At 42.0% G+C, this 18,156-nt stretch carries 18 protein-coding genes; 13 read left to right on the plus strand and 5 right to left on the minus strand.

Annotated features, from left to right (window positions below; all coding sequences use genetic code 11):
* Positions 1 to 12: 12 nt before the first annotated feature.
* The 5 genes from V5804_RS02525 to V5804_RS02545 all read left to right on the plus strand — a co-directional run bounded on the left by V5804_RS02525 (position 13) and on the right by V5804_RS02545 (position 2,733).
* Positions 13 to 789, plus strand: a complete 777-nt coding sequence (locus V5804_RS02525; RefSeq protein ID WP_369589794.1) for a Rossmann-like and DUF2520 domain-containing protein — start codon at positions 13 to 15, stop codon at positions 787 to 789.
* Positions 790 to 814: 25 nt separating this feature from the next.
* Positions 815 to 1,147 carry a 2Fe-2S iron-sulfur cluster-binding protein gene (locus V5804_RS02530; protein WP_369589795.1) on the plus strand — a complete coding sequence of 111 codons (333 nt, stop codon included), beginning with the start codon at positions 815 to 817 and terminating at the stop codon, positions 1,145 to 1,147.
* Between the two features lie 14 nt (positions 1,148 to 1,161).
* Positions 1,162 to 1,404 carry a Fe-S cluster assembly protein IscX gene (iscX, locus tag V5804_RS02535; protein WP_299289765.1) on the plus strand — a complete coding sequence of 81 codons (243 nt, stop codon included), beginning with the start codon at positions 1,162 to 1,164 and terminating at the stop codon, positions 1,402 to 1,404.
* A gap of 117 nt (positions 1,405 to 1,521) precedes the next feature.
* Positions 1,522 to 2,037, plus strand: coding sequence for a KdsC family phosphatase (locus V5804_RS02540; RefSeq protein ID WP_369589796.1), 516 nt, complete (start codon positions 1,522 to 1,524; stop codon positions 2,035 to 2,037).
* 123 nt (positions 2,038 to 2,160) lie between these two features.
* Positions 2,161 to 2,733, plus strand: coding sequence for a nucleoside triphosphate pyrophosphatase (locus V5804_RS02545; RefSeq protein WP_369589797.1), 573 nt, complete (start codon positions 2,161 to 2,163; stop codon positions 2,731 to 2,733).
* A 50-nt stretch (positions 2,734 to 2,783) separates the two neighbouring features.
* On the opposite strand, the gene V5804_RS02550 is transcribed toward V5804_RS02545, so the two are convergent.
* The 3 genes from V5804_RS02550 to V5804_RS02560 all read right to left on the minus strand — a co-directional run bounded on the left by V5804_RS02550 (position 2,784) and on the right by V5804_RS02560 (position 6,349).
* Positions 2,784 to 3,707 carry an exopolyphosphatase gene (locus tag V5804_RS02550; RefSeq protein WP_369589798.1) on the minus strand — a complete coding sequence of 308 codons (924 nt, stop codon included), beginning with the start codon at positions 3,705 to 3,707 and terminating at the stop codon, positions 2,784 to 2,786.
* A 396-nt stretch (positions 3,708 to 4,103) separates the two neighbouring features.
* Positions 4,104 to 5,432 carry an ABC transporter permease gene (locus tag V5804_RS02555; protein ID WP_369589799.1) on the minus strand — a complete coding sequence of 443 codons (1,329 nt, stop codon included), beginning with the start codon at positions 5,430 to 5,432 and terminating at the stop codon, positions 4,104 to 4,106.
* Positions 5,433 to 5,443: 11 nt separating this feature from the next.
* The gene (locus tag V5804_RS02560) at positions 5,444 to 6,349 is read right to left on the minus strand and encodes an ABC transporter ATP-binding protein (protein ID WP_369589800.1); all 906 of its coding nucleotides are present in this window, start codon (positions 6,347 to 6,349) and stop codon (positions 5,444 to 5,446) included.
* Between the two features lie 221 nt (positions 6,350 to 6,570).
* Here V5804_RS02560 and V5804_RS02565 point away from each other — a divergent pair, with 221 nt between their 5' ends.
* The 8 genes from V5804_RS02565 (at position 6,571) to V5804_RS02600 (ending at position 14,511) form a co-directional block, all read left to right on the plus strand.
* Positions 6,571 to 7,815: an alpha/beta hydrolase family protein gene (locus tag V5804_RS02565; RefSeq protein ID WP_369589801.1), complete on the plus strand. Its 1,245-nt coding sequence runs from the start codon at positions 6,571 to 6,573 to the stop codon at positions 7,813 to 7,815.
* 382 nt (positions 7,816 to 8,197) lie between these two features.
* On the plus strand, positions 8,198 to 9,106 hold the full coding sequence (locus tag V5804_RS02570) for a beta-1,6-N-acetylglucosaminyltransferase (RefSeq protein ID WP_369589802.1): 909 nt from the start codon (positions 8,198 to 8,200) through the stop codon (positions 9,104 to 9,106).
* Between the two features lie 69 nt (positions 9,107 to 9,175).
* Complete coding sequence (locus V5804_RS02575; protein ID WP_369589803.1) at positions 9,176 to 9,475, plus strand: HigA family addiction module antitoxin; 300 nt, start codon at positions 9,176 to 9,178, stop codon at positions 9,473 to 9,475.
* A 90-nt stretch (positions 9,476 to 9,565) separates the two neighbouring features.
* Positions 9,566 to 10,285: a dienelactone hydrolase family protein gene (locus tag V5804_RS02580; RefSeq protein WP_369589804.1), complete on the plus strand. Its 720-nt coding sequence runs from the start codon at positions 9,566 to 9,568 to the stop codon at positions 10,283 to 10,285.
* A 25-nt stretch (positions 10,286 to 10,310) separates the two neighbouring features.
* Entirely contained in the window at positions 10,311 to 11,033 is a 723-nt protein-coding gene (locus V5804_RS02585) for a hypothetical protein (RefSeq protein ID WP_369589805.1), read from the plus strand.
* 127 nt (positions 11,034 to 11,160) lie between these two features.
* A complete protein-coding gene (locus tag V5804_RS02590; RefSeq protein ID WP_369589806.1) occupies positions 11,161 to 11,502 on the plus strand; it encodes a YMGG-like glycine zipper-containing protein in 342 nt (113 codons plus the stop codon).
* Between the two features lie 434 nt (positions 11,503 to 11,936).
* Complete coding sequence (locus tag V5804_RS02595) at positions 11,937 to 13,931, plus strand: thioredoxin domain-containing protein (RefSeq protein WP_369589807.1); 1,995 nt, start codon at positions 11,937 to 11,939, stop codon at positions 13,929 to 13,931.
* Positions 13,932 to 14,010: 79 nt separating this feature from the next.
* Positions 14,011 to 14,511, plus strand: a complete 501-nt coding sequence (locus V5804_RS02600) for a peptidylprolyl isomerase (RefSeq protein WP_369589808.1) — start codon at positions 14,011 to 14,013, stop codon at positions 14,509 to 14,511.
* A 324-nt stretch (positions 14,512 to 14,835) separates the two neighbouring features.
* Here V5804_RS02600 and V5804_RS02605 read toward each other — a convergent pair whose 3' ends face one another.
* Positions 14,836 to 16,254 (minus strand): alpha/beta hydrolase-fold protein, encoded by a 1,419-nt coding sequence (locus tag V5804_RS02605; protein WP_369589809.1) that lies wholly within the window; start codon positions 16,252 to 16,254, stop codon positions 14,836 to 14,838.
* A gap of 149 nt (positions 16,255 to 16,403) precedes the next feature.
* Positions 16,404 to 18,155 carry a M56 family metallopeptidase gene (locus V5804_RS02610; RefSeq protein WP_369589810.1) on the minus strand — a complete coding sequence of 584 codons (1,752 nt, stop codon included), beginning with the start codon at positions 18,153 to 18,155 and terminating at the stop codon, positions 16,404 to 16,406.
* Between the last annotated feature and the right edge of the window lies 1 nt (position 18,156).

Consider the following 18,156-nt stretch of genomic DNA (forward strand, 5'->3'; position numbering starts at 1 on the left):
CATTACTTTGATATGCGCATCACTTTAGTTGGTTCGGGCAATGTGGCCACACATTTGGGTGCAGCTTTGGTAAATGCCGGCCATCGTATTGCGCAGGTTTGGAGCAGAGATTTGCAAAACGCGGCTTTGCTTGCTTATCATCTTAAAGCAGAACCGGTTGATGATTTAAGTGAAATCCGCCCGGAAACAGACCTAATCGTTATCTCCGTAAAAGACGATGCGGTGGAAACGGTTGCTTCTTTTATCCCTATAAAAAATGTATTGGTAGTGCATACTTGCGGCTCGGTAGGTTTGCAAACTTTGAAAAAGTATTTTGATACTTGCGGCGTTTTTTATCCGTTGCAAACCTTTTCAAAAACGCGCGAACTGGATTTTCGTTCCGTTCCGCTTTGCATAGAAAGTACCGATAAAAACAGTACGGCGCGGTTGCTCGATCTTGGAAGAAGTATCAGCAATAACGTAACTTATATTGATTCGGCACAGCGTAAAACCTTGCACTTGGCTGCGGTTTTTGCCTGCAATTTCCCAAATTATTTATATGCCGTTGCTGCGGAACTTCTTTCGAAACAGCAAATGGATTTTGGTTTGATAAAACCTTTGATCCTGGAAACAGCATCCAAAGTACAATCTTTTTTACCGCAAGAAGTACAAACCGGGCCAGCCAAAAGGCGCGATGGGCAAACCATGGCGGCGCATTTAGAATTGTTACAGCAATATCCGGAATGGCAGCAGTTGTACACGTTGCTCAGTCAGGGTATTATCAAAATGGACGAACCGCCTTCAGCCTGAACTAAAATTATTACTTTTGCGTGCAATGGAAATTTATAACGTCAGGATTAACTTTGAAGAAGCAGGAGTGCAATCTGTAGTATTGCCGATTGCCGAAGGAGAATCTGTATTGGATGTTTGTTTGGAAAACGGCATTGACCTGCAACACAATTGCGGCGGCGTTTGCGGCTGCAGCACCTGCCACATTTATGTGAACAAGGGCATGGATAAGGTGCAGGAAATATCCGACAAAGAAGAAGATTTTATAGACCGCGCCGTAAACCCGCGCATCACGTCGCGCTTGGGTTGCCAATGTGTGATGATTGACGGCGACATTGAAGTTACCATTCCAGACCAGTCCCAATTTCTGGGCCATTAAACCTCAAATCAATTATGTTGGATAAAGATTTTGCCCTGCCCATTCATTGGAACGATTACGAAGACATTGCCATGAGTTTGTACGAAAAGTTTGGCGATGATTTTAACGATTCTAAAATTTACCGTGTGCGCTTTACCGATTTGTTGGAATGGGTACTCACGCTGCCCAATTTTGTAGGTAAACGCGAAGAAAGCAACGAAGGCCATTTAGAGCAAATCCAAACCGCTTGGGCTTACGAATGGCGCGATAACCAGTAAAAAAGTATTAAGTAATTAGTATCAGGTATCAAGTATCAAGTATCAAGTAATACTGATTACTGGCTTTGTTTCGCTTTGTCTTGATACTTGCTACTTGCTACTCAATACTTCCTCCTCATGTACCTCGAAAAACTAAAAAACATCAAAGCCTTTATCCTCGATGTGGATGGCGTTTTAACCAATGGCGATATTACCGTGGCGGAGAACGGCGACCAGATGCGGCACTTTAACGTAAAGGATGGTTATGCCATTAACCACGCCATCAAATCCGGTTATTATATAGCAGTGATTTCTGGTGGACGCTCACAAGGCGTCATGTCGCGTTTAACGGGTTTGGGTGTGAAAGATGTTTTCCTCGGCATCAGCCACAAGCTGGAAGTTTACGACCGCGTTGTGGCGGATATGCAACTGCAGCCCGAACAGATTTTGTATATGGGCGATGATATTCCGGATTTGGATGTACTAAAAAAAGCAGGTTTGCCCACTTGCCCTGCCGATGCCTGCGAAGAAGTAAAAGCGGTTGCCGAATACATTTCGCCTATCATGGGCGGCAAAGGCTGCGTACGTGATGTGATCGAGAAAGTATTGAAAATGCAGGATCAATGGATGAAGGAAAATGCGACGAGTTTTTAGGTTAGAGGCGGAAAGGCAAAGGGTTGAAAGGTAAAAGGAGAAAATCAAAAAGGTAAAAATTAAAAGGTATCCGCCACGTCTCCCTCTCTTTTGGAGAGGGTTGGGGTGAGGCTAAAAAATATTATGCAAAAATTCCCACCCATCATTCTTGCTTCCAAATCGCCGCGGCGACAGGAACTGTTGCGTTTGATGAATTTCAATTTCCGCATTGTTTTAAAGGACGTGGACGAATCTTATCCTCAAGGTTTATCGCCCGAAGAGATTGCTGTTTTTATCGCCCAAAAAAAGGCAGCCGCTTTTGATGAAATGGTGGATGATGAAATCGTGATCACCGCAGATACCATCGTTTCGGTAGAAAACCAGATTTTAGGAAAACCCGAAACACCGGAACATGCCATTGCCATGCTGCAACTGCTTTCCGGTCGGAAACATCAGGTCATTACCGGCGTAAGTTTGTTGTACCAACATCGGCAGAACACTTTTTTTGATGTTTCGGAAGTGCTTTTTCGTCCATTGAAAGACGAGGAAATCCGGTATTATGTAGAAAACTTCAGCCCAATGGACAAAGCCGGCGCTTACGGCATTCAGGAATGGATTGGCTTAACTGGCATCCAGCGCATCGAAGGTTCTTATACCAATGTGGTTGGTTTGCCTACAGAGAAATTGTATCAGCAATTGATAGCGATAAGCCAGTAGCTTTCAGCAGTTAGCTTTTGCAAGCGGCTAAAGCTCATAGCTGAAAACTGTTATTTCATCTCCGCCAAAACACCTTCTTTTAAAGAATAAGTAGTCATGCTTAATTTTTGAATTTCTAATTTTTGCACGACAAAAGAAGTAACCAAAGAAGCCACCACAATCATATCCACACGCAAGGGAATAATGCTTCTTTTAGCCACCCTTTTTTGGTGGCTGGATTGCTTTAACCACTTTGCAATTGCATTAAATTCATTTATTTTAAAATCATAAGTTTTGATTTTTTGGATGTTAAACAGTTTTCCTTTTTCTGTTTCAATCATTTCGGCATACGTTTCAAAAGATCCGGACGAGCCAATTAAAACCTGCACATCCTGATTTTTGACCGATAAAAACAGCACCTGCAATTGTTCTTCCAGGTAATCGTTCAGCTTTTTAATATTTTCATCGGTTATCGGATCGGTTTGATGGAAAAGCTGCCGCAACCTTTGCGCGCCAATTTCAAAGCTTTGTTTCCAAAAAATTTTCTGTTCATCGCACAAAATAAACTCCACGCTGCCGCCGCCGATATCCAAAATCAACGCTTTTTCTGCCGATAAAATCCCCGAACTTTTTACGCCTTTGTAAATCAGTTCCGCTTCCTGCAAACCATCAATCACTTCAATCTCAATCCCGGTTTTGGCTTTTACTTCGTTGATAAAATCCAGTCCGTTTTTGGTGCTTCTCACAGCCGAAGTTGCCACCGCCCGAACCCGCGATGCTTCTTTTACCGCTATTTTTTCGGCAAAAAGCTGCATGGTTTTTACGCCGCGTTCAAAAGCTTCGGCAGTAATCAGGCCGTCTTTCATGCCGCCTTCGCCCAGCTTTACGGCTTCTGTCATGTGCAGGATTTCTTTAAAACCCGTTTCCGCTTTTTCTGCGATCAGCAAATGGAAGGTGTTGGTGCCGAGGTCCATCACGGCGATGCGTTGGTTCATAAACCGAAGATGGCGAAATTTTTTCTTGTCCGTTCTTTTTGTTTGATCAAAAAGAACCAACGAAATCAAGAATGCCGGATCGCCTCCGGGCGGCATTCAGCCCCACGCGCCTGGGCGCATACCTGCAAGCGACCCTGACAACGATAGAAAAACAAAAACTTTCTTCTTTTCATTCACCTAATTTGTGCCGATAAAAGAAGCATCTAAAAAAATTGTTCAACAAGTGCAAGATTGTAAACCGGATATTCCAAAGTGGCAGGTAGCCGCCCAGGAGCGGAAAGGCCGGCAAAGCGCCCGGAGGGATCGGGTTTGTCTTGAATTTTTGGTTCTTTTTGTTCAAGCAAAAAGAACGTTAAATCAAATTAACATACTGTTTTTATCCCCCTAAAAACAGTATCACTCTTTATAAAAAAACCACTTCGCCAGCTCTTTATAACTTGCTTTCTTCCCATACATCAACACGCCAACGCGGTAAATCCGCGCCGCAACCCAGGTGGTAAACAAAAACCCGGCAATCATCATCACCATGGATAAAGCCAGTTGCCAACCGGGCACGCCAAACGGAACGCGCACCATCATGGCAATGGGCGCGGTAAACGGGATAACCGAAAGCCAGAACGCAAGTGAACTGTCGGGGTTGTTAACCAAAAAAGCAAACGATAAAATATAAGTAAACAACAGCGGCAGCGTGATGGGGAACATAAACTGCTGCGTTTCCGTTTCGCTGTCCACCGCCGAACCAACGGCCGCAAACAAGGCACTGTAAAGCAAGTATCCCGACAAAAAATAAAAGATAAAACAGCCGATGATGTACGGGTAATTGACACCTTTCAGGCTGTTTAAAAAACTCATCACCGGGTTGCCAATGGGCGGTTGCGCTTGCGCCGTACTGTTTTTACCACCTTTAATTTGGGTTTGATTGCTTTGTTCGGTGGCAGTTTCGTGTTTGGTAAAAGCTTTTTCGGCGATGTTGGTAACTGTGGTGGAAAGGACGATCCACAGCAAAAACTGCGTTAAACCCACCAAGCCCACGCCCAGGATTTTGCCCAGCATCAGTTGAAAAGGTTTCACCGAAGAAACAATCACTTCAATAATCCGGTTGGTTTTTTCTTCGATCACGCCGCGCATCACTTGGGCACCGTAAATAAACAGCGAAAGGTAGATCAAAATAGCCGAAGCAACACCGATGCCGTAAGCCGAAGCTAAGTTGCTGTCTTTCTCGCCGTCGTCGGTCAGTTGTTTGGTTTCTGCGGAAATATTGCTTTTCAAGCCGCTTAGTTTTACCACATCAATACCGGCCGCCGCCATGTTGTTGCCGGTTGCAACGGTGTTCAATTGGTTTTCTACTTCGTTTACCAAAGCAAAATTGGGCTTCTTTTTGGAGAAAATCTGGACGCTGTTTTTAGCCGTTAAATCTTTAGGGATGAATAGGACAAACAAATCCTCGTTCTTTTTCGCAGCCTTCTTGGCTTCGGACAACGATTGACTTAAAACACTGAAATGGATGTTTTTATGGTCTTTCAATTTCCCGGCAAAAACACCGCTTTCATCAATCACCTTAATTTCGCGGACTTTATTTAAACTGTCGCTGTTGGCCGCAATCAGGTAGATGACGGCGTACATGGCCAGGATCAATCCGGGAACCAAAAAAGTCATCAGGATAAACGATTTCTTTTTTACCCGCGCCAAATATTCACGCTGGATGATAAGTAAAGTTTTGTTCATGGCGGTAATTGCTATTTGCGGTTTTGATTTACTTTCTGGATAAAAATTTCGTTCATCGTCGGGATCACTTCTTCCAATTTTTGGATGCCCACTTTCGGGATGAGGTATTGCAATACTTCGTTTACCGTATGTTTTTCTTTGAGTTTGATTCGGATTGAATTGCTTTCCGCTCCCTGAATGTGTTGCAGCAATTCAAAAGGTTCCGTTCCGTCGAAATCCAGTTTTCCCGAAAACTCGATTTGGTACGTGTTGTTGCGGTACGAATTGCGGATGGATCTTACCGGCCCGTCCAAAATTTTGTGCGACAAGTTGAGCAAGGCAATCGAGTCGCATAATTCCTCCACCGATTCCATTCGATGCGTAGAAAAAATAATGGTGGCTCCTTTTCGGTTCAATTCTAAAATTTCATCTTTGATGATTTCGGCATTCACCGGGTCAAAACCGCTGAAAGGCTCATCTAAAATAATCAGTTCCGGATCATGCAAAACAGTGCTTACAAACTGCACTTTTTGCTGCATGCCTTTCGATAGGTCTTCGATTTTTTTGTTCCACCAATCGCCCATGCCCAGCTTCTCAAACCAAGTTTTGATGCGGCGTTCGGCATCGGCTTTTTCCAAACCTTTTAGCCGGGCTAAGTAAACCAACTGCTCGCCGATCTCCATTTTTTTGTACAAACCGCGTTCTTCGGGCATGTAACCGATGCGTTCAATGTGCGACTGGTTCAATTTTTCGCCGTTAAAATAAACCTCGCCCGCATCCGGTGCCGTAATTTGGTTGATGATGCGGATCAGCGAAGTTTTGCCAGCACCGTTCGGGCCAAGCAAACCAAAGATTTTCCCTTTTTCAACTTCCAGGCTCACCTCATCCAACGCCCGGTGCCCGGCGTACTGTTTCACAATATTGCGGATACTTAGCATGCTTCTTTTATCGGTGTTTTTTTGGTTAGAGAAGTTTGAAGGTAGAAATGTTACGGCAATGTAAATATTAAAAAGAGGAAAAAGGGAAGAATTTTGAGGTTAAAATAAATCGTGGTAAATAATTGAATTAAAATCTTAAGTTTAAAGATCAAGGTTAAAAATTATGGCTAAGGGAAGAAAAGGATTTAAGGAAGAAAACTAAAAAACAACCATTTGTAGTTATGTTACGATATTCAAAATTGCTTCAAATACTTAAATCACTTGGAAAGATTCTACTAAAAGTATTCGTGGCTGGTATCAGCAGCCTCCTGGTTGTCCTTGCCCTAATGTGGGTAGATCATAGCAGAGAAACCATGCTTCCTATGCCAACCGGCCCTTTCGCAGTTGGTCGCACTACATACATTTGGAGTGATACAAAACAACAGGAAATAATGGCACCGAAACCAAACACAAGGCGGGAAGTTTTTGCCTGGATTTGGTATCCCGCAGTGCCTCAAAAACTATCCCGGCCGGTTGAATATTTACCCGCTCCCTGGCGATTGGCACTTGAAAATCAGATTGGCGTGCTGTTAACAAAATTTATAACACGAGATTTATCAAAGGTAAAAGCGCATAGTATTTACAATGGGGAAGTATCTCCTCAACAGCATTCCTATCCTGTAATATTGATGCGGGCCGGACTTGCTGCCTTAACCACTGATTATACAGCTCTTGCCGAAGATATTGCAAGTCATGGTTATGTTGTGGTAGGTTTCGATGCACCTTATCGAACCACTGTTGTTGTCTTATCAAATGGAAAGGTAATTACGAGGGCACCTCAAAACAATGCGGATCTTGTTGGCGGAAATGAGCAGGAGGATTTGGCAAAACACCTCGTTCAAGCTTGGGCAAGTGATATGAGCTTTGCCCTTGATCATTTGGAACGCCTTAACTCGTCTGATACTTCTGGCAGATTTTCAGGTCGGCTGGATCTAAAGCGGGTTGGCGTGTTTGGCCATTCCTTAGGCGGTGCTACAGCTTTGCAGTTTTGCCATGATGATTCCCGGTGCAAAGCAGGTATCGACGTGGATGGAGCTCCTCTTGGAAACGTGGTTAATGAAGGAATTAAGCAACCATTTATGTTTTTAATGAGCGACCATAGCAACGAACCCGGTACAGAAACATGCCCTGTTCTGGCAAATATTCGATCCATTTATAATAAACTTCCTGCTGATAAAAGGTTGCATATTTTAATTAAAGGTTCAAATCATTTCATGTTTAGCGACCGTGGGGCAATGTTGATGAGTCCGCTAATGATGCGTATGCTGCGGATACTTGGAATTGTGCATATTGATGGACGCCGCCAAATAACCTTAACTTCACATTACATCAGCACTTTTTTTGACGTTTACCTGAAAGGGAAACCTGCTTCGCTACTTAATCGCCCAACCAAGGATCAGGAAATTGAGTATGTTCATTTAAAGTAAATTACAAATCAAAAATGTATTTTTCTTCGACAAAAAACCAACACTTCCCCAAAACCATTTCCCACCAATGCTTCTTTTACCAGCATAAAATTGATGTCAGGTTTATAAAATTTATGCAAGTCAGAATTTCTAAAAGCAATCGCCAAACAAGGTTGTATTTCCCGATCAAATTATTTTCCAATCATTTTTTCAAAAATTAAAACATTGGTTTTGTTTAAAAACCGGCTACCGAAAAAATCCCTGTCAACAGTATTTCGTATATCTAACATGTAGCCCTTCCTGTTTTTTACCTGCTAAAAGAAGCATTAATCAACACAGCTTCAATTTTAAACAAGCACAAAGTCATCAGTTGATACAATTAAACATTAAACTTTATTAAGGAATGAACAAGGCATACATCATCATGGCCCATAAAAGCCCAAACCAATTGTTCCGTTTGGTCTCGCGGTTGAACGACGACAATTCAGAATTTTTTATCCATATTGATTTAAAAGCAGATTTAGCAGCGTTTGCAAACGTACAGGAATTTGGCAAAGCAGTGCATTTTATAAAACGGTTTGATGCTACCTGGGGAGGTTTGGGATTGATTAAACCTTACCTGGCGGGAATGAAAGCTGTTCGTGATTCTTCCACCAAGTTTGACCGCATTATGTTGTTGAGCGGCCAGGATTATCCCATCAAAAGCAACGCGCAGATTGACCGTTTTTTTAAAAACAGCAAGCATTCCAATTTCATCAACTATTTTCCGATCCCCAATTATGAGAAATGGCCGGGCGGCGACCGCGGCGGCTGGTACCGGGTTGATAAATATTATTTCGGCAACAAATGGTACGAGTTCTTCGGTTCCAAATCCATGAACTTGCTTTCTACTTACCTGCCTTTTTTGAGGAGGAAAATGCCAAACGGAATGCACCCTTATACCGGCCAAACTTGGTGGAATTTGGATAACTATGCGCTGGATTATATTTTGGATTACAACGACCGGCATCCCGAATACCTGCATTTTCACCGCAACACATTTGTGGCCGATGAGCTTTTTGTGCAAATGATTATCGGCAACAGCAAAGACGAACGCCTTTTAAACAGCATCGAAAACAGCGAAAAACGGTTTACCATCTGGCCGAAAGCAAACAGCGCGCACCCAAAAATTTTGGGCAAAAACGATTTGCAGGCGATTTTGGCTTCGGAAGATTTGTTTGCCCGCAAGTTTGATGAAAACGTGGATACGGAGATTATGGATTTGATTGATCAGGAAGTTTTGTTTGCGGACCGGGAACTGGAGGTTTCTTAAACAATACGGCCTTTAATTGCTATCATTATAGGATTGCAATTATTTAGATTATCACTAAAAGAAGAAATCATGGAAACTGAAATGCCTCCGATTCATCCTGGTGCAATATTGCGGGAAGATATTTTAAAGGAAATGAAGCTGTCCGTTACCAAAGCAGCAGAAAATTTGCAAGTGAGCCGGAAACAACTTTCTGAGGTTGTAAATGAAGGGGCTTCAATATCGGCAGAAATGGCCGTGCGCTTGGAAAGTGCTTTTGGTGTTAAGGCAGAATTTTGGTTGGATATGCAAAAGGCCCATGATATTTGGAAAGTGAAACAAAGCGGGCGCGTGCAAGGAATCCGGCGGATAGCACTTGAACCTGCAGGGTAGATAATCTTTTTCAATCCTGATTTTTTGGTCATAAAAGAAGCATGCCTAAAACTTTTTGCGGTTGATGCTTCTTTTATCAATAAAAAAACAATGTCAGGATTACAAAATTTTGTGCAGTTACCGGTTGCCGACGGAACAACTATGCAAGCTTATACATCCATTCCGGCGCATGGCAAAAGCCCGTTTCCGGGCTTAATTTTATTTCAGGAAGCTTTTGGCGTAAACCACCACATCCGCAAACTGGCCGACCGTTTTGCCGATGAAGGTTATTTCGTTATCGCACCGGAGCTTTTTCACCGTACCGCCAAACCCGGGATTGAAATTGATTATACCGATTTCAATTCAGCAATGCCGCACATGCGGGCTTTAACAACCGAAGGGCTGGAGGCTGATGTCCAGGCAACCTGGGACTGGCTGGAAAACCACTCGCAGGTAGAAAACGGAAAAATTGTGGCTACCGGTTATTGCCTGGGCGGGCGTGTTAGTTTTTTGGCCAATACCATGCTTCCGTTTAAAGCCGTTGCTTCTTATTATGGTGCCGGCATTGTTCCTGATCTCATTAAAAGGGCCGCTGCCATCAACGCGCCGCATTTGTTTTTTTGGGGAGGAAAAGACCAGCACATCCCGAAAGAACAAATCGAAACCATTAAAAACGAGCTGACAAAAGTTGGCAAGCAGTTTATCAATGTCGAGTTTTCTGATGCCGATCATGGTTTCTTTTGTGATGAACGCGCCAGTTTTAATGCCGATGCCGCCGAACTGGCCTGGGGCTTAACGCTGGAGTTTTTTATACAGAAAATGAAGCTTTAGGGGTGAAGAGGTTAGAAATGAAGAGGTGAAAGGTTTAGAGGCAAAAGGTAACTGGCAACCCGCAACTGAAAACAGGCAACTGAAAAGGCCAGGCGATGGGGGAATGGTTTATACGGAAACCAATTTAAGCCACCGTTTTCCCGAACCTTTGAACACCATTACTTCCGGCTTCTTTTTCATACTAGCCCTTTACTGGATTTTCCGGTTAAAGGGCTTTTCCAAACACTATGTTTTCCTCAGCATTGCTTCCTGGATCTTACTGATCGGCAGTATCGGCGGCACACTTTACCATGGTTTGCGCCGTTACCCGGTTTTTATTATGATGGATTGGCTGCCCATTACAATTCTTTGTTTGCTTGCAAACGGATATTTCTGGTACAAATATTCGGGCAAATGGTATCAAGGATTTTGGTTAATGTTGGTATTTAGCGGGGTTGAAAATTTAATACGTTCATCTTTGCGTAATGTTAACGTGCAGATTTTTATCAATGTAAATTATGCCGCCATGGTGCTGATGGTTTTGTTGCCTTTGGTTTTGTTGCTGGTTAAAATGAAAGGGCACAATTGGCAATTTATTGTTGCTGCTTTGGTTTCCTTCGGGATTGCCTTGTTTTTCCGTATTGCCGATGGCTGGGCTTTGCTTCCGGTCGGCACGCATTTTTTGTGGCATGTTTTCGGTGTAATTGCTACCGCTTTAATGTTTGTTTTTTTAAAACGGATTGCCGAAGACAGGCAGGGTTTAAGCTGATGCTTCTTTTACCGGTATAAAATTGGTGCAAAAGCTACAACTGCTAAACCTTGACAAATGTTTTACGTTAAACAGGCAAGGTATTTGTTTATCCTGCTATCATTTAAAAGAAATTACAAACTAACTCATGAAAAAACTGATTTTGATTTTTGCCGTATTTTTTACGCTGTCTGCTGTTACCGGGACTTTTGTACAGGCCCAAAGTGTTAAAAACACTTATTACAAGCATGGTAAAAAGTATGTTTACACCACTAAAACGCGCAGGGGAATGTCTAAACGTGCAAAAGGTGCGTTGATTGGCGGTGGTGCCGGCGCATTGGGCGGTGCTTTGATTGGCCATGGTGTTAAAGGCGCATTAATTGGCGGTGCGCTTGGTGCCGGTGCCGGTTATGTTGTTGGCAACGAGACTGATAAGGGAAAATCACGTGCGCAAGGCCATACGGTTTACAAACGCAAAGTGGTTAACTAACCTCATTTTTACTGCATAAAAAAAGCATGTCCAACGGAGACATGCTTTTTTTATGCCCTATTTTTTGGTGTTTTAATTTAACGAAGCCATATCAATCACAAAGCGGTAATGCACATCGCCTTTCAGCGTGCGCTCGTATGCTTCGTTTATCTGGTCAATTTTGATCATTTTCACATCTCAGGTAATGCCATGTTCGGCATAAACTTTAACTGCTGCCATGTTCCGGTTTTTAATGTTGCAACTAGTACCGGGTTTTTATTGTTTAAAAAAAGTCAAAAGCTTCACACCCGGCCCTTTTCGGGGGAGAGGGAGACAAAGCGGCAGACTTTTCAAAACCCCTCTTTTTTGGAGAGGGGTTTAGGGCGAGGCAAACCAATTTCCTGTTTTTTTGGTAGTATCACCAACACCAATTTTATACCCATAAAAACAGCATCATGCCAAACCGCCTCGCCAATTCCACTTCGCCTTATTTACTACAGCACGCCAACAACCCGGTGGATTGGTTTCCCTGGGGACAGGAAGCGCTGCAAAAAGCAAAGGACGAAAATAAGTTGTTGCTCATCAGCATCGGTTACTCGGCCTGCCACTGGTGCCATGTAATGGAGCACGAAAGCTTTGAAGATGAGCAGGTTGCCGAAGTAATGAACCGCTTTTTCGTGTGCATTAAAGTGGACCGGGAAGAACGGCCGGACGTTGACCAAATCTACATGAGCGCCGTGCAACTGATGACCAACCGGGGCGGCTGGCCGTTAAACTGCATCTGTTTGCCCGATCAACGCCCGGTTTACGGCGGCACCTATTTCCCCAAAAAAGACTGGCTAAACGTGTTGGTCAGCCTGGCCGATTTCTGGAAAGAAAAGCCCAAAGAAGCCGAAGATTACGCCGTCCGCCTTACCGAAGGCATCCACCAGTACGAACAATTTGAGTTTGTAAAAGAAGCAAAAGCATATTCAAAAGCTGATTTGGAAGCGATTGTAACGCCTTGGAAACGCAACTTTGATATGGTAGATGGCGGCCTGAAACGTGCGCCAAAATTCCCGATGCCCAACAACTGGCAGTTTTTGATGCGTTACGCGTATTTGATGAAAGACGAAGCGGTAAACATGAGCGTGCGCGTAACTTTAGAAAAAATGGCTTTTGGCGGGATTTATGACCAAATTGGCGGCGGTTTTGCGCGGTATTCTGTGGATGGAAAATGGCACGTGCCGCATTTCGAAAAAATGTTGTACGATAACGCACAACTGGTCAGTCTTTATGCCGAGGCTTTTACCTGGGCCGTTGATCCGCTTTATCCAAAAATTATCGAAGAAACGTTGACTTTTATCGAACGCGAACTCACTTCTCCCGAAGGTGGTTTTTATTCGGCTTTGGATGCGGACAGCGAAGGCGTGGAAGGTAAATTCTACACTTTTACAAAAGCCGAAGTGGAGGCGATTCTAGGTGGAGATGCCGAACTTTTCAATACTTATTTCCACGTTACCGAAGAAGGAAACTGGGAAGAGGAGCAAACCAATATATTCTTTCGCAAAGATGATGTGGATGAACTGACCGAACGTTTCGGGCTTTCTCCGGACGAATTGCAAGCTAAAATAAACCAATCACGCCAAAAAATACTCGATAAAAGAAGCATGCGCGTTCGCCCGGGTTTAGACCATAAAATTTTGGCTGGCTGGAACGGTTTGATGTTAAAAGGTTATTGCGATGCTTACCGCGCCTTGAACGAGCCGCAATATTTGGAAACCGCCAAACGCAATGCTTCTTTTATCCTGCAAAATTTGTCCAACGGAAACGGAAAACTGAAACGTGTTTTCGGTAATGATTCGCCAGCTTTTTTAGATGATTATACGTTGGTTGCCGAAGCGTTGATCAGTTTGTACGAAGTTACTTTTGAGGAAAACTGGCTGCAGGAAGCACGAAAAATCAACGATTACGCGTTGGATCATTTCTACGATTTATCGAGCGGCATGTTCTTTTACACTTCGGATGAAGACGCGCAACTCATCGCCCGGAAAACAGAAGTGATGGACAATGTGATTCCGGCTTCCAATTCTGTCATGGCCCGAAACCTCAAAAAATTAGGTTTGTTTTTCGATCACCAGGAATACCTCGAACTTTCGGCGCAGCTTTTACGCAACGTGGAAAAGAACATGGCACCGTACGGTTCGTCGTTTTCCAACTGGGCGATGCTGCTTTTAGAAGAGGTTTTTGGCGTGTACGAAATCGTGATCGTGGGCGAAGAAGCCGAAGAAAAAAGAAAAGCTTTCGAGAATAAATACCTGCCAAATAAAATCATCCTGGGCGGAACAAAAGGAACTTTACCTTTGTTGCAGGATAAAACCGGCGGTAAAAACAGCATTTTTGTTTGCAAAGACAAAACCTGCCAGTTGCCGGTGAACGAAGTAGCAGAAGCGTTTAAACAAATTGATTAATAGGTGAGAGGTGTGAGGTTCGAGGCAAAATCAGCGTCATAACCTCAAACCTCATACCTCTCACCTCAACCCTAAAAAAATGAAAATTGAACCACAGCACGTTGTATCATTAACTTATGATCTGTACGTAGACCAGGAAAACGGCGAAGAGGGTTTGGTAGAAAGTGCCACCCAGGAGCAGCCCTTAACATTTATATACGGCGCGGGCCAGATGCTGCCTAAATTTGAAGAGCATCTGAGCGGTTTAAGCACTGGCGACAAATACGAATTCCGGTTAACGGCCGATGACGCTTACGGCGAATACGACAATGAAGCCGTTGCCAGTTTGCCAAAAGAAATGTTTGGAACGGAAGAAATCCCGGCGGTTGGCACGATGCTGCCTTTGCAGGATAACCAGGGAAACCGTTTGCAGGGACAAGTGGTTTCTGTTGCAGAAGATGCGGTAATTGTTGATTTAAACCACCCGATGGCCGGCCAGGCTTTGCATTTTAAAGGCGAAATTTTAAACGTTCGCCCGGCAAATGAAGAAGAATTATCACATGGACATGCACATGGTGCGGATGGAGATGCTGGTCATTAAGAAAACGCAATGCTTCTTTTAGCACATAAAAATTAGTAAACAAAAAATCCCGGTCAGTTTTGATCGGGATTTTTTGTGTTGATAGATTTGGTAGTTTTCTGGCTTGATGGTTTTTCTGGCGCTTCGGGTTTCGTTTAAGGCTTGGCAATGGGCTGGCATTTTATAACTTTCCGTCCGAACGTCAGCCGATTGAAAAACTAAAGCTGAAGATAAATACAAAAAGCCGATATTTGTTCGTCTGCTGAAACTATTGCTGATAGAGAACTACAGCCGAATATTATTCCTTCGGCCAGCCTATTGCCAAACCTTTTGTTGGCGGTAGTTTTATTTGATTGAGGCTTTCAACTTTAAGGCAGTTTCGTTCTTAGGGTTTACTGTTAATGCTTTGTTTACATAAATTCTTGCCTGCTTTTTATTTTTTAATTCCAAATAACCAGTTGCAATTTTTGCATAAACTTCATCACTTGGCTTAGTAGAGTGAATTGAAACTGTATGTTTTTCATTTTCCATTGACAGTAATATTTCTATGCCTTTTTTAATGTCAATGTGTTTGTCAATATAGTAATATCCAATCGTGTAAAGTAGACTTTCGTCCTTGGCTTTTGTTTTTTCATAGCCATCTTGTAAAACTTTTAATGCTTCATCTGGTTTGCCATCTAAATCATAAGTTTTAAAAAGCTGAAAATAAACAGACACTTCATCCATTGCTGTTTTACCTGTGATTTGTTTTTTTAATATTTCCATTTGATAGGCTTTTACTGCACTTTGATATAGTCCTTTGGTTCTTAAGGCATATCCAATATTAAATAAGTCAATGTCCATTGATTCTTTTAAGGAATATACGCTATCAATAAAGCTGTTTATATCATCAACAGAGAAATTTTTTATATCAGATGATTGCAGAATTTGATTAATAAATGCATGAAAATTGATGTTGCCAAATTTTTCTTTTTTTTCTTTTAGAGTAGAGTTATAATATGAAACTAAAGTTTCCTCTGGCAATTTTCGTCTCACTAGATTATAATCTTTGAAAGTGAATAATAGCGCATCAGGCAAAGCGTATAGAATGCTATAAGGATGAGAGGCATTAGCAAAATATTCCTTTTTGATTTGGATATATGGGCAAGCCTTTAATGAATCATATAATTGGTTTGCGAATTCCATTCTCTCTTTTTTATCATTCGCAATTGCAATAAAATAAGAAATAGAATCTTTTATCTTTGCTGTATATGATGAAAAGTTTGGCGTATACTTGATTGGGTATTCAGTTGAGAAAATTAAATATGAGTTGAATAGAGATGGGTCGTTACGCAAAATATAATTAACGTAATCTGCTCCTTGAGAAAGACCTATAGCTATTCTAAGGTTTGCTGTATTATATTCTTTAGAAATGTAATTACTAAGCTCATTTTTAACAAAGTTGTAATATTTTTCTCCCTTATCACTTAAGTTGGGACTGCTATAATGTTCATTTCCGCCCTCAATTTCAGCCCAAACCACAATTACCTTAGGAATATCCCAAATATTACTAGCAGTTGCTGCAATGTAATTGGTATGGTCATAAATAAATTCGTAAATAACTGGATACCGCTCTGCTTGTGAATAGTCTTTTGGTAACCATATTTTAACAGGAACGCTATCATTTACATAAGTAGAAAAAATTTTCTTTGTAACGAGAGTTTGCGAGTTTACAAAAGTCGGAAACAAGGAGAACACAAATAGAACAACTAAAAAATTTTTCATTTTTTCAAATATTGAAATTAAAAGGTATAGAAATCGTCATTTACAGACCCACTAAAAAATTGCCGCCAACTCCGGCACACGATATTTCAGTGAATTCTGGCGCAATTTTTCCATGTGTTGCCTCCATTTTTTGCTGTTAAATTGCTTGTTTAATTTGCATCCTGTTTCCGCAAATCCTCCATCTGTTTTTTCCATTCGGAGCTGTTGAATTGCTTACGGATTTCTTCGGCCTGTTTACGGATTTCTTCGCCTTGTTTGCGGATTTCTTCCTGCTGTTTTTTCCATTCCGGGCTGTTAAACTGCTTTTGGATTTCCTCGCCTTGTTTTCGGATTTCTTCCTGCTGTTTTTTCCATTCCGGGCTGTTAAATTGCTTGCGGATTGCTTCGCCTTGCTTGCGCATTGCTTCGCCTTGTTTGCGCATTGCTTCGGCTTGCTTTTTCCATTGCGGGCTGGAATAAAGCTTATTATTAAAAGTTAATTTATTAGAATCTGGAAATTTAGAGAAGAATTTAAAATCTGGGAATTGAAACTGGTTCAACTTTCCATTTTCTTTTAAAAACTCTTTTCGTGCTTCCGCTGGCAATTCTTCTATCGAATTGTATTCTTTTCTGTTTCCTACAGAATCTTCCAACACAATTTTAAACTTGTTTTTAGTTTTGATGGAAGTATCCGCTTTCACATTAAAAACAGTTGCCGTGCCTACAATGTCTGAATTTTTATTGACGTTATTTTTAGCCTGAAGTGCTGATTTTTCCTGAACAGGTTTTGTTTTATGTTGAATCGCTTTGGCGTTTTCAGTAATTGTAGCGGTGCCAATAATCGAGTTAGATTTAGTCGTGTCCAATGCTTCTTTTATCCCCTTAAAATGCGTAGCGATTACATGTTTCAATACTTTTTTAGCCGGCATATTCCAGGCAACAGATAGGCCGATGGTGGTTAAAGCCAGCAGTAAAATTAGGAGTTTGTTTTGTGGCGAAGGGTTGTTGATTTCCATATTGGTGATTCTTTTGATGCGGTTTAACAAAGTGTATTTTTTGCCGTTGGCGGCCAATGCAAGTGTTAGTTGTGAACTTCTGAATTGTTCAATCTGGAGCAAAGCTTGTGCATAAGCTATGGAATCGTTTGTTTTGTTTAGCACCAAATCATCGCAACTTTGCTCACGGTACTTGTTGATTTCACGACTAAACAACCAGATCATCGGGTTAAAAAATAAAAAGGATTGGATGATGTTTAACACAATGTTGAGCAAGTAGTCGGCACGTTTGATATGCGCTAGTTCATGCAGTAATATGGCTTCCGTTTGTTGGATAGACAATTGGTTGATGAGTGCAATTGGAAACACAATGATCGGTTTAAAAAACCCAATGGTAAGCGGCACTTGGATCTTGTTTGATAAAAATACCGATACTGTTTTTAGCAGGTTAAATTGTGTGGCCAAAAGTTTAGTCTTCTCTGTCCAAATTGCTTGTTGTTGCAAATGCTTGTCCCGTTTAAACCAGTTGATATTGATCAATCCAAGTGTCAACCGTAATACGCAAAATGCCAATCCAATTAAATACAAGCCGGTAATGGTATAAGCGTAGTGGTTTGTCCAAAAAGTTAATTGCTGCCACCAATCCAATTTTACTGTATTGGTAATTGCAAATTTGGGGCTTGGGCTGGACATCAAATTATCGGCAACAGCACTTGCACGCACTTGGTTGTAATGTTGGAAAAGGTTGAAAACAAAGCCAGCAAACAAAAGTACAGAAGCTGCATAAAACAAGTTAAAGCGAAACGACGATGTGCTTTTTTTAAAAACGGCAAGCAACAATTGTAACACAAGGTAAACGATGATGCCTTGCAGGCACGATTCGGGAAGTGTTTTGCTCAGGGCAAGGATGAACAAGCTGGTTTCCATA

Origin of the sequence: Mucilaginibacter sp., from assembly GCF_041088075.1 — a bacterium.
Taxonomy (GTDB): domain Bacteria; phylum Bacteroidota; class Bacteroidia; order Sphingobacteriales; family Sphingobacteriaceae; genus Mucilaginibacter_A.

Excerpts from the sequence above, each read along its gene's own strand:
- V5804_RS02560 (WP_369589800.1), bottom strand. The coding sequence starts at position 6,349 with ATGCTAAGTATCCGCAATATTGTGAAACAGTACGCCGGGCACCGGGCG.
- V5804_RS02530 (WP_369589795.1), top strand. The coding sequence starts at position 815 with ATGGAAATTTATAACGTCAGGATTAACTTTGAAGAAGCAGGAGTGCAA.
- V5804_RS02525 (WP_369589794.1), top strand. The coding sequence starts at position 13 with ATGCGCATCACTTTAGTTGGTTCGGGCAATGTGGCCACACATTTGGGT.
- iscX (WP_299289765.1), top strand. The coding sequence starts at position 1,162 with ATGTTGGATAAAGATTTTGCCCTGCCCATTCATTGGAACGATTACGAA.
- V5804_RS02610 (WP_369589810.1), bottom strand. The coding sequence starts at position 18,155 with ATGGAAACCAGCTTGTTCATCCTTGCCCTGAGCAAAACACTTCCCGAA.
- V5804_RS02595 (WP_369589807.1), top strand. The coding sequence starts at position 11,937 with ATGCCAAACCGCCTCGCCAATTCCACTTCGCCTTATTTACTACAGCAC.
- V5804_RS02575 (WP_369589803.1), top strand. The coding sequence starts at position 9,176 with ATGGAAACTGAAATGCCTCCGATTCATCCTGGTGCAATATTGCGGGAA.
- V5804_RS02590 (WP_369589806.1), top strand. The coding sequence starts at position 11,161 with ATGAAAAAACTGATTTTGATTTTTGCCGTATTTTTTACGCTGTCTGCT.
- V5804_RS02570 (WP_369589802.1), top strand. The coding sequence starts at position 8,198 with ATGAACAAGGCATACATCATCATGGCCCATAAAAGCCCAAACCAATTG.
- V5804_RS02555 (WP_369589799.1), bottom strand. The coding sequence starts at position 5,432 with ATGAACAAAACTTTACTTATCATCCAGCGTGAATATTTGGCGCGGGTA.
- V5804_RS02550 (WP_369589798.1), bottom strand. The coding sequence starts at position 3,707 with ATGAACCAACGCATCGCCGTGATGGACCTCGGCACCAACACCTTCCAT.
- V5804_RS02600 (WP_369589808.1), top strand. The coding sequence starts at position 14,011 with ATGAAAATTGAACCACAGCACGTTGTATCATTAACTTATGATCTGTAC.
- V5804_RS02540 (WP_369589796.1), top strand. The coding sequence starts at position 1,522 with ATGTACCTCGAAAAACTAAAAAACATCAAAGCCTTTATCCTCGATGTG.
- V5804_RS02605 (WP_369589809.1), bottom strand. The coding sequence starts at position 16,254 with ATGAAAAATTTTTTAGTTGTTCTATTTGTGTTCTCCTTGTTTCCGACT.
- V5804_RS02545 (WP_369589797.1), top strand. The coding sequence starts at position 2,161 with ATGCAAAAATTCCCACCCATCATTCTTGCTTCCAAATCGCCGCGGCGA.
- V5804_RS02565 (WP_369589801.1), top strand. The coding sequence starts at position 6,571 with ATGTTACGATATTCAAAATTGCTTCAAATACTTAAATCACTTGGAAAG.
- V5804_RS02580 (WP_369589804.1), top strand. The coding sequence starts at position 9,566 with ATGTCAGGATTACAAAATTTTGTGCAGTTACCGGTTGCCGACGGAACA.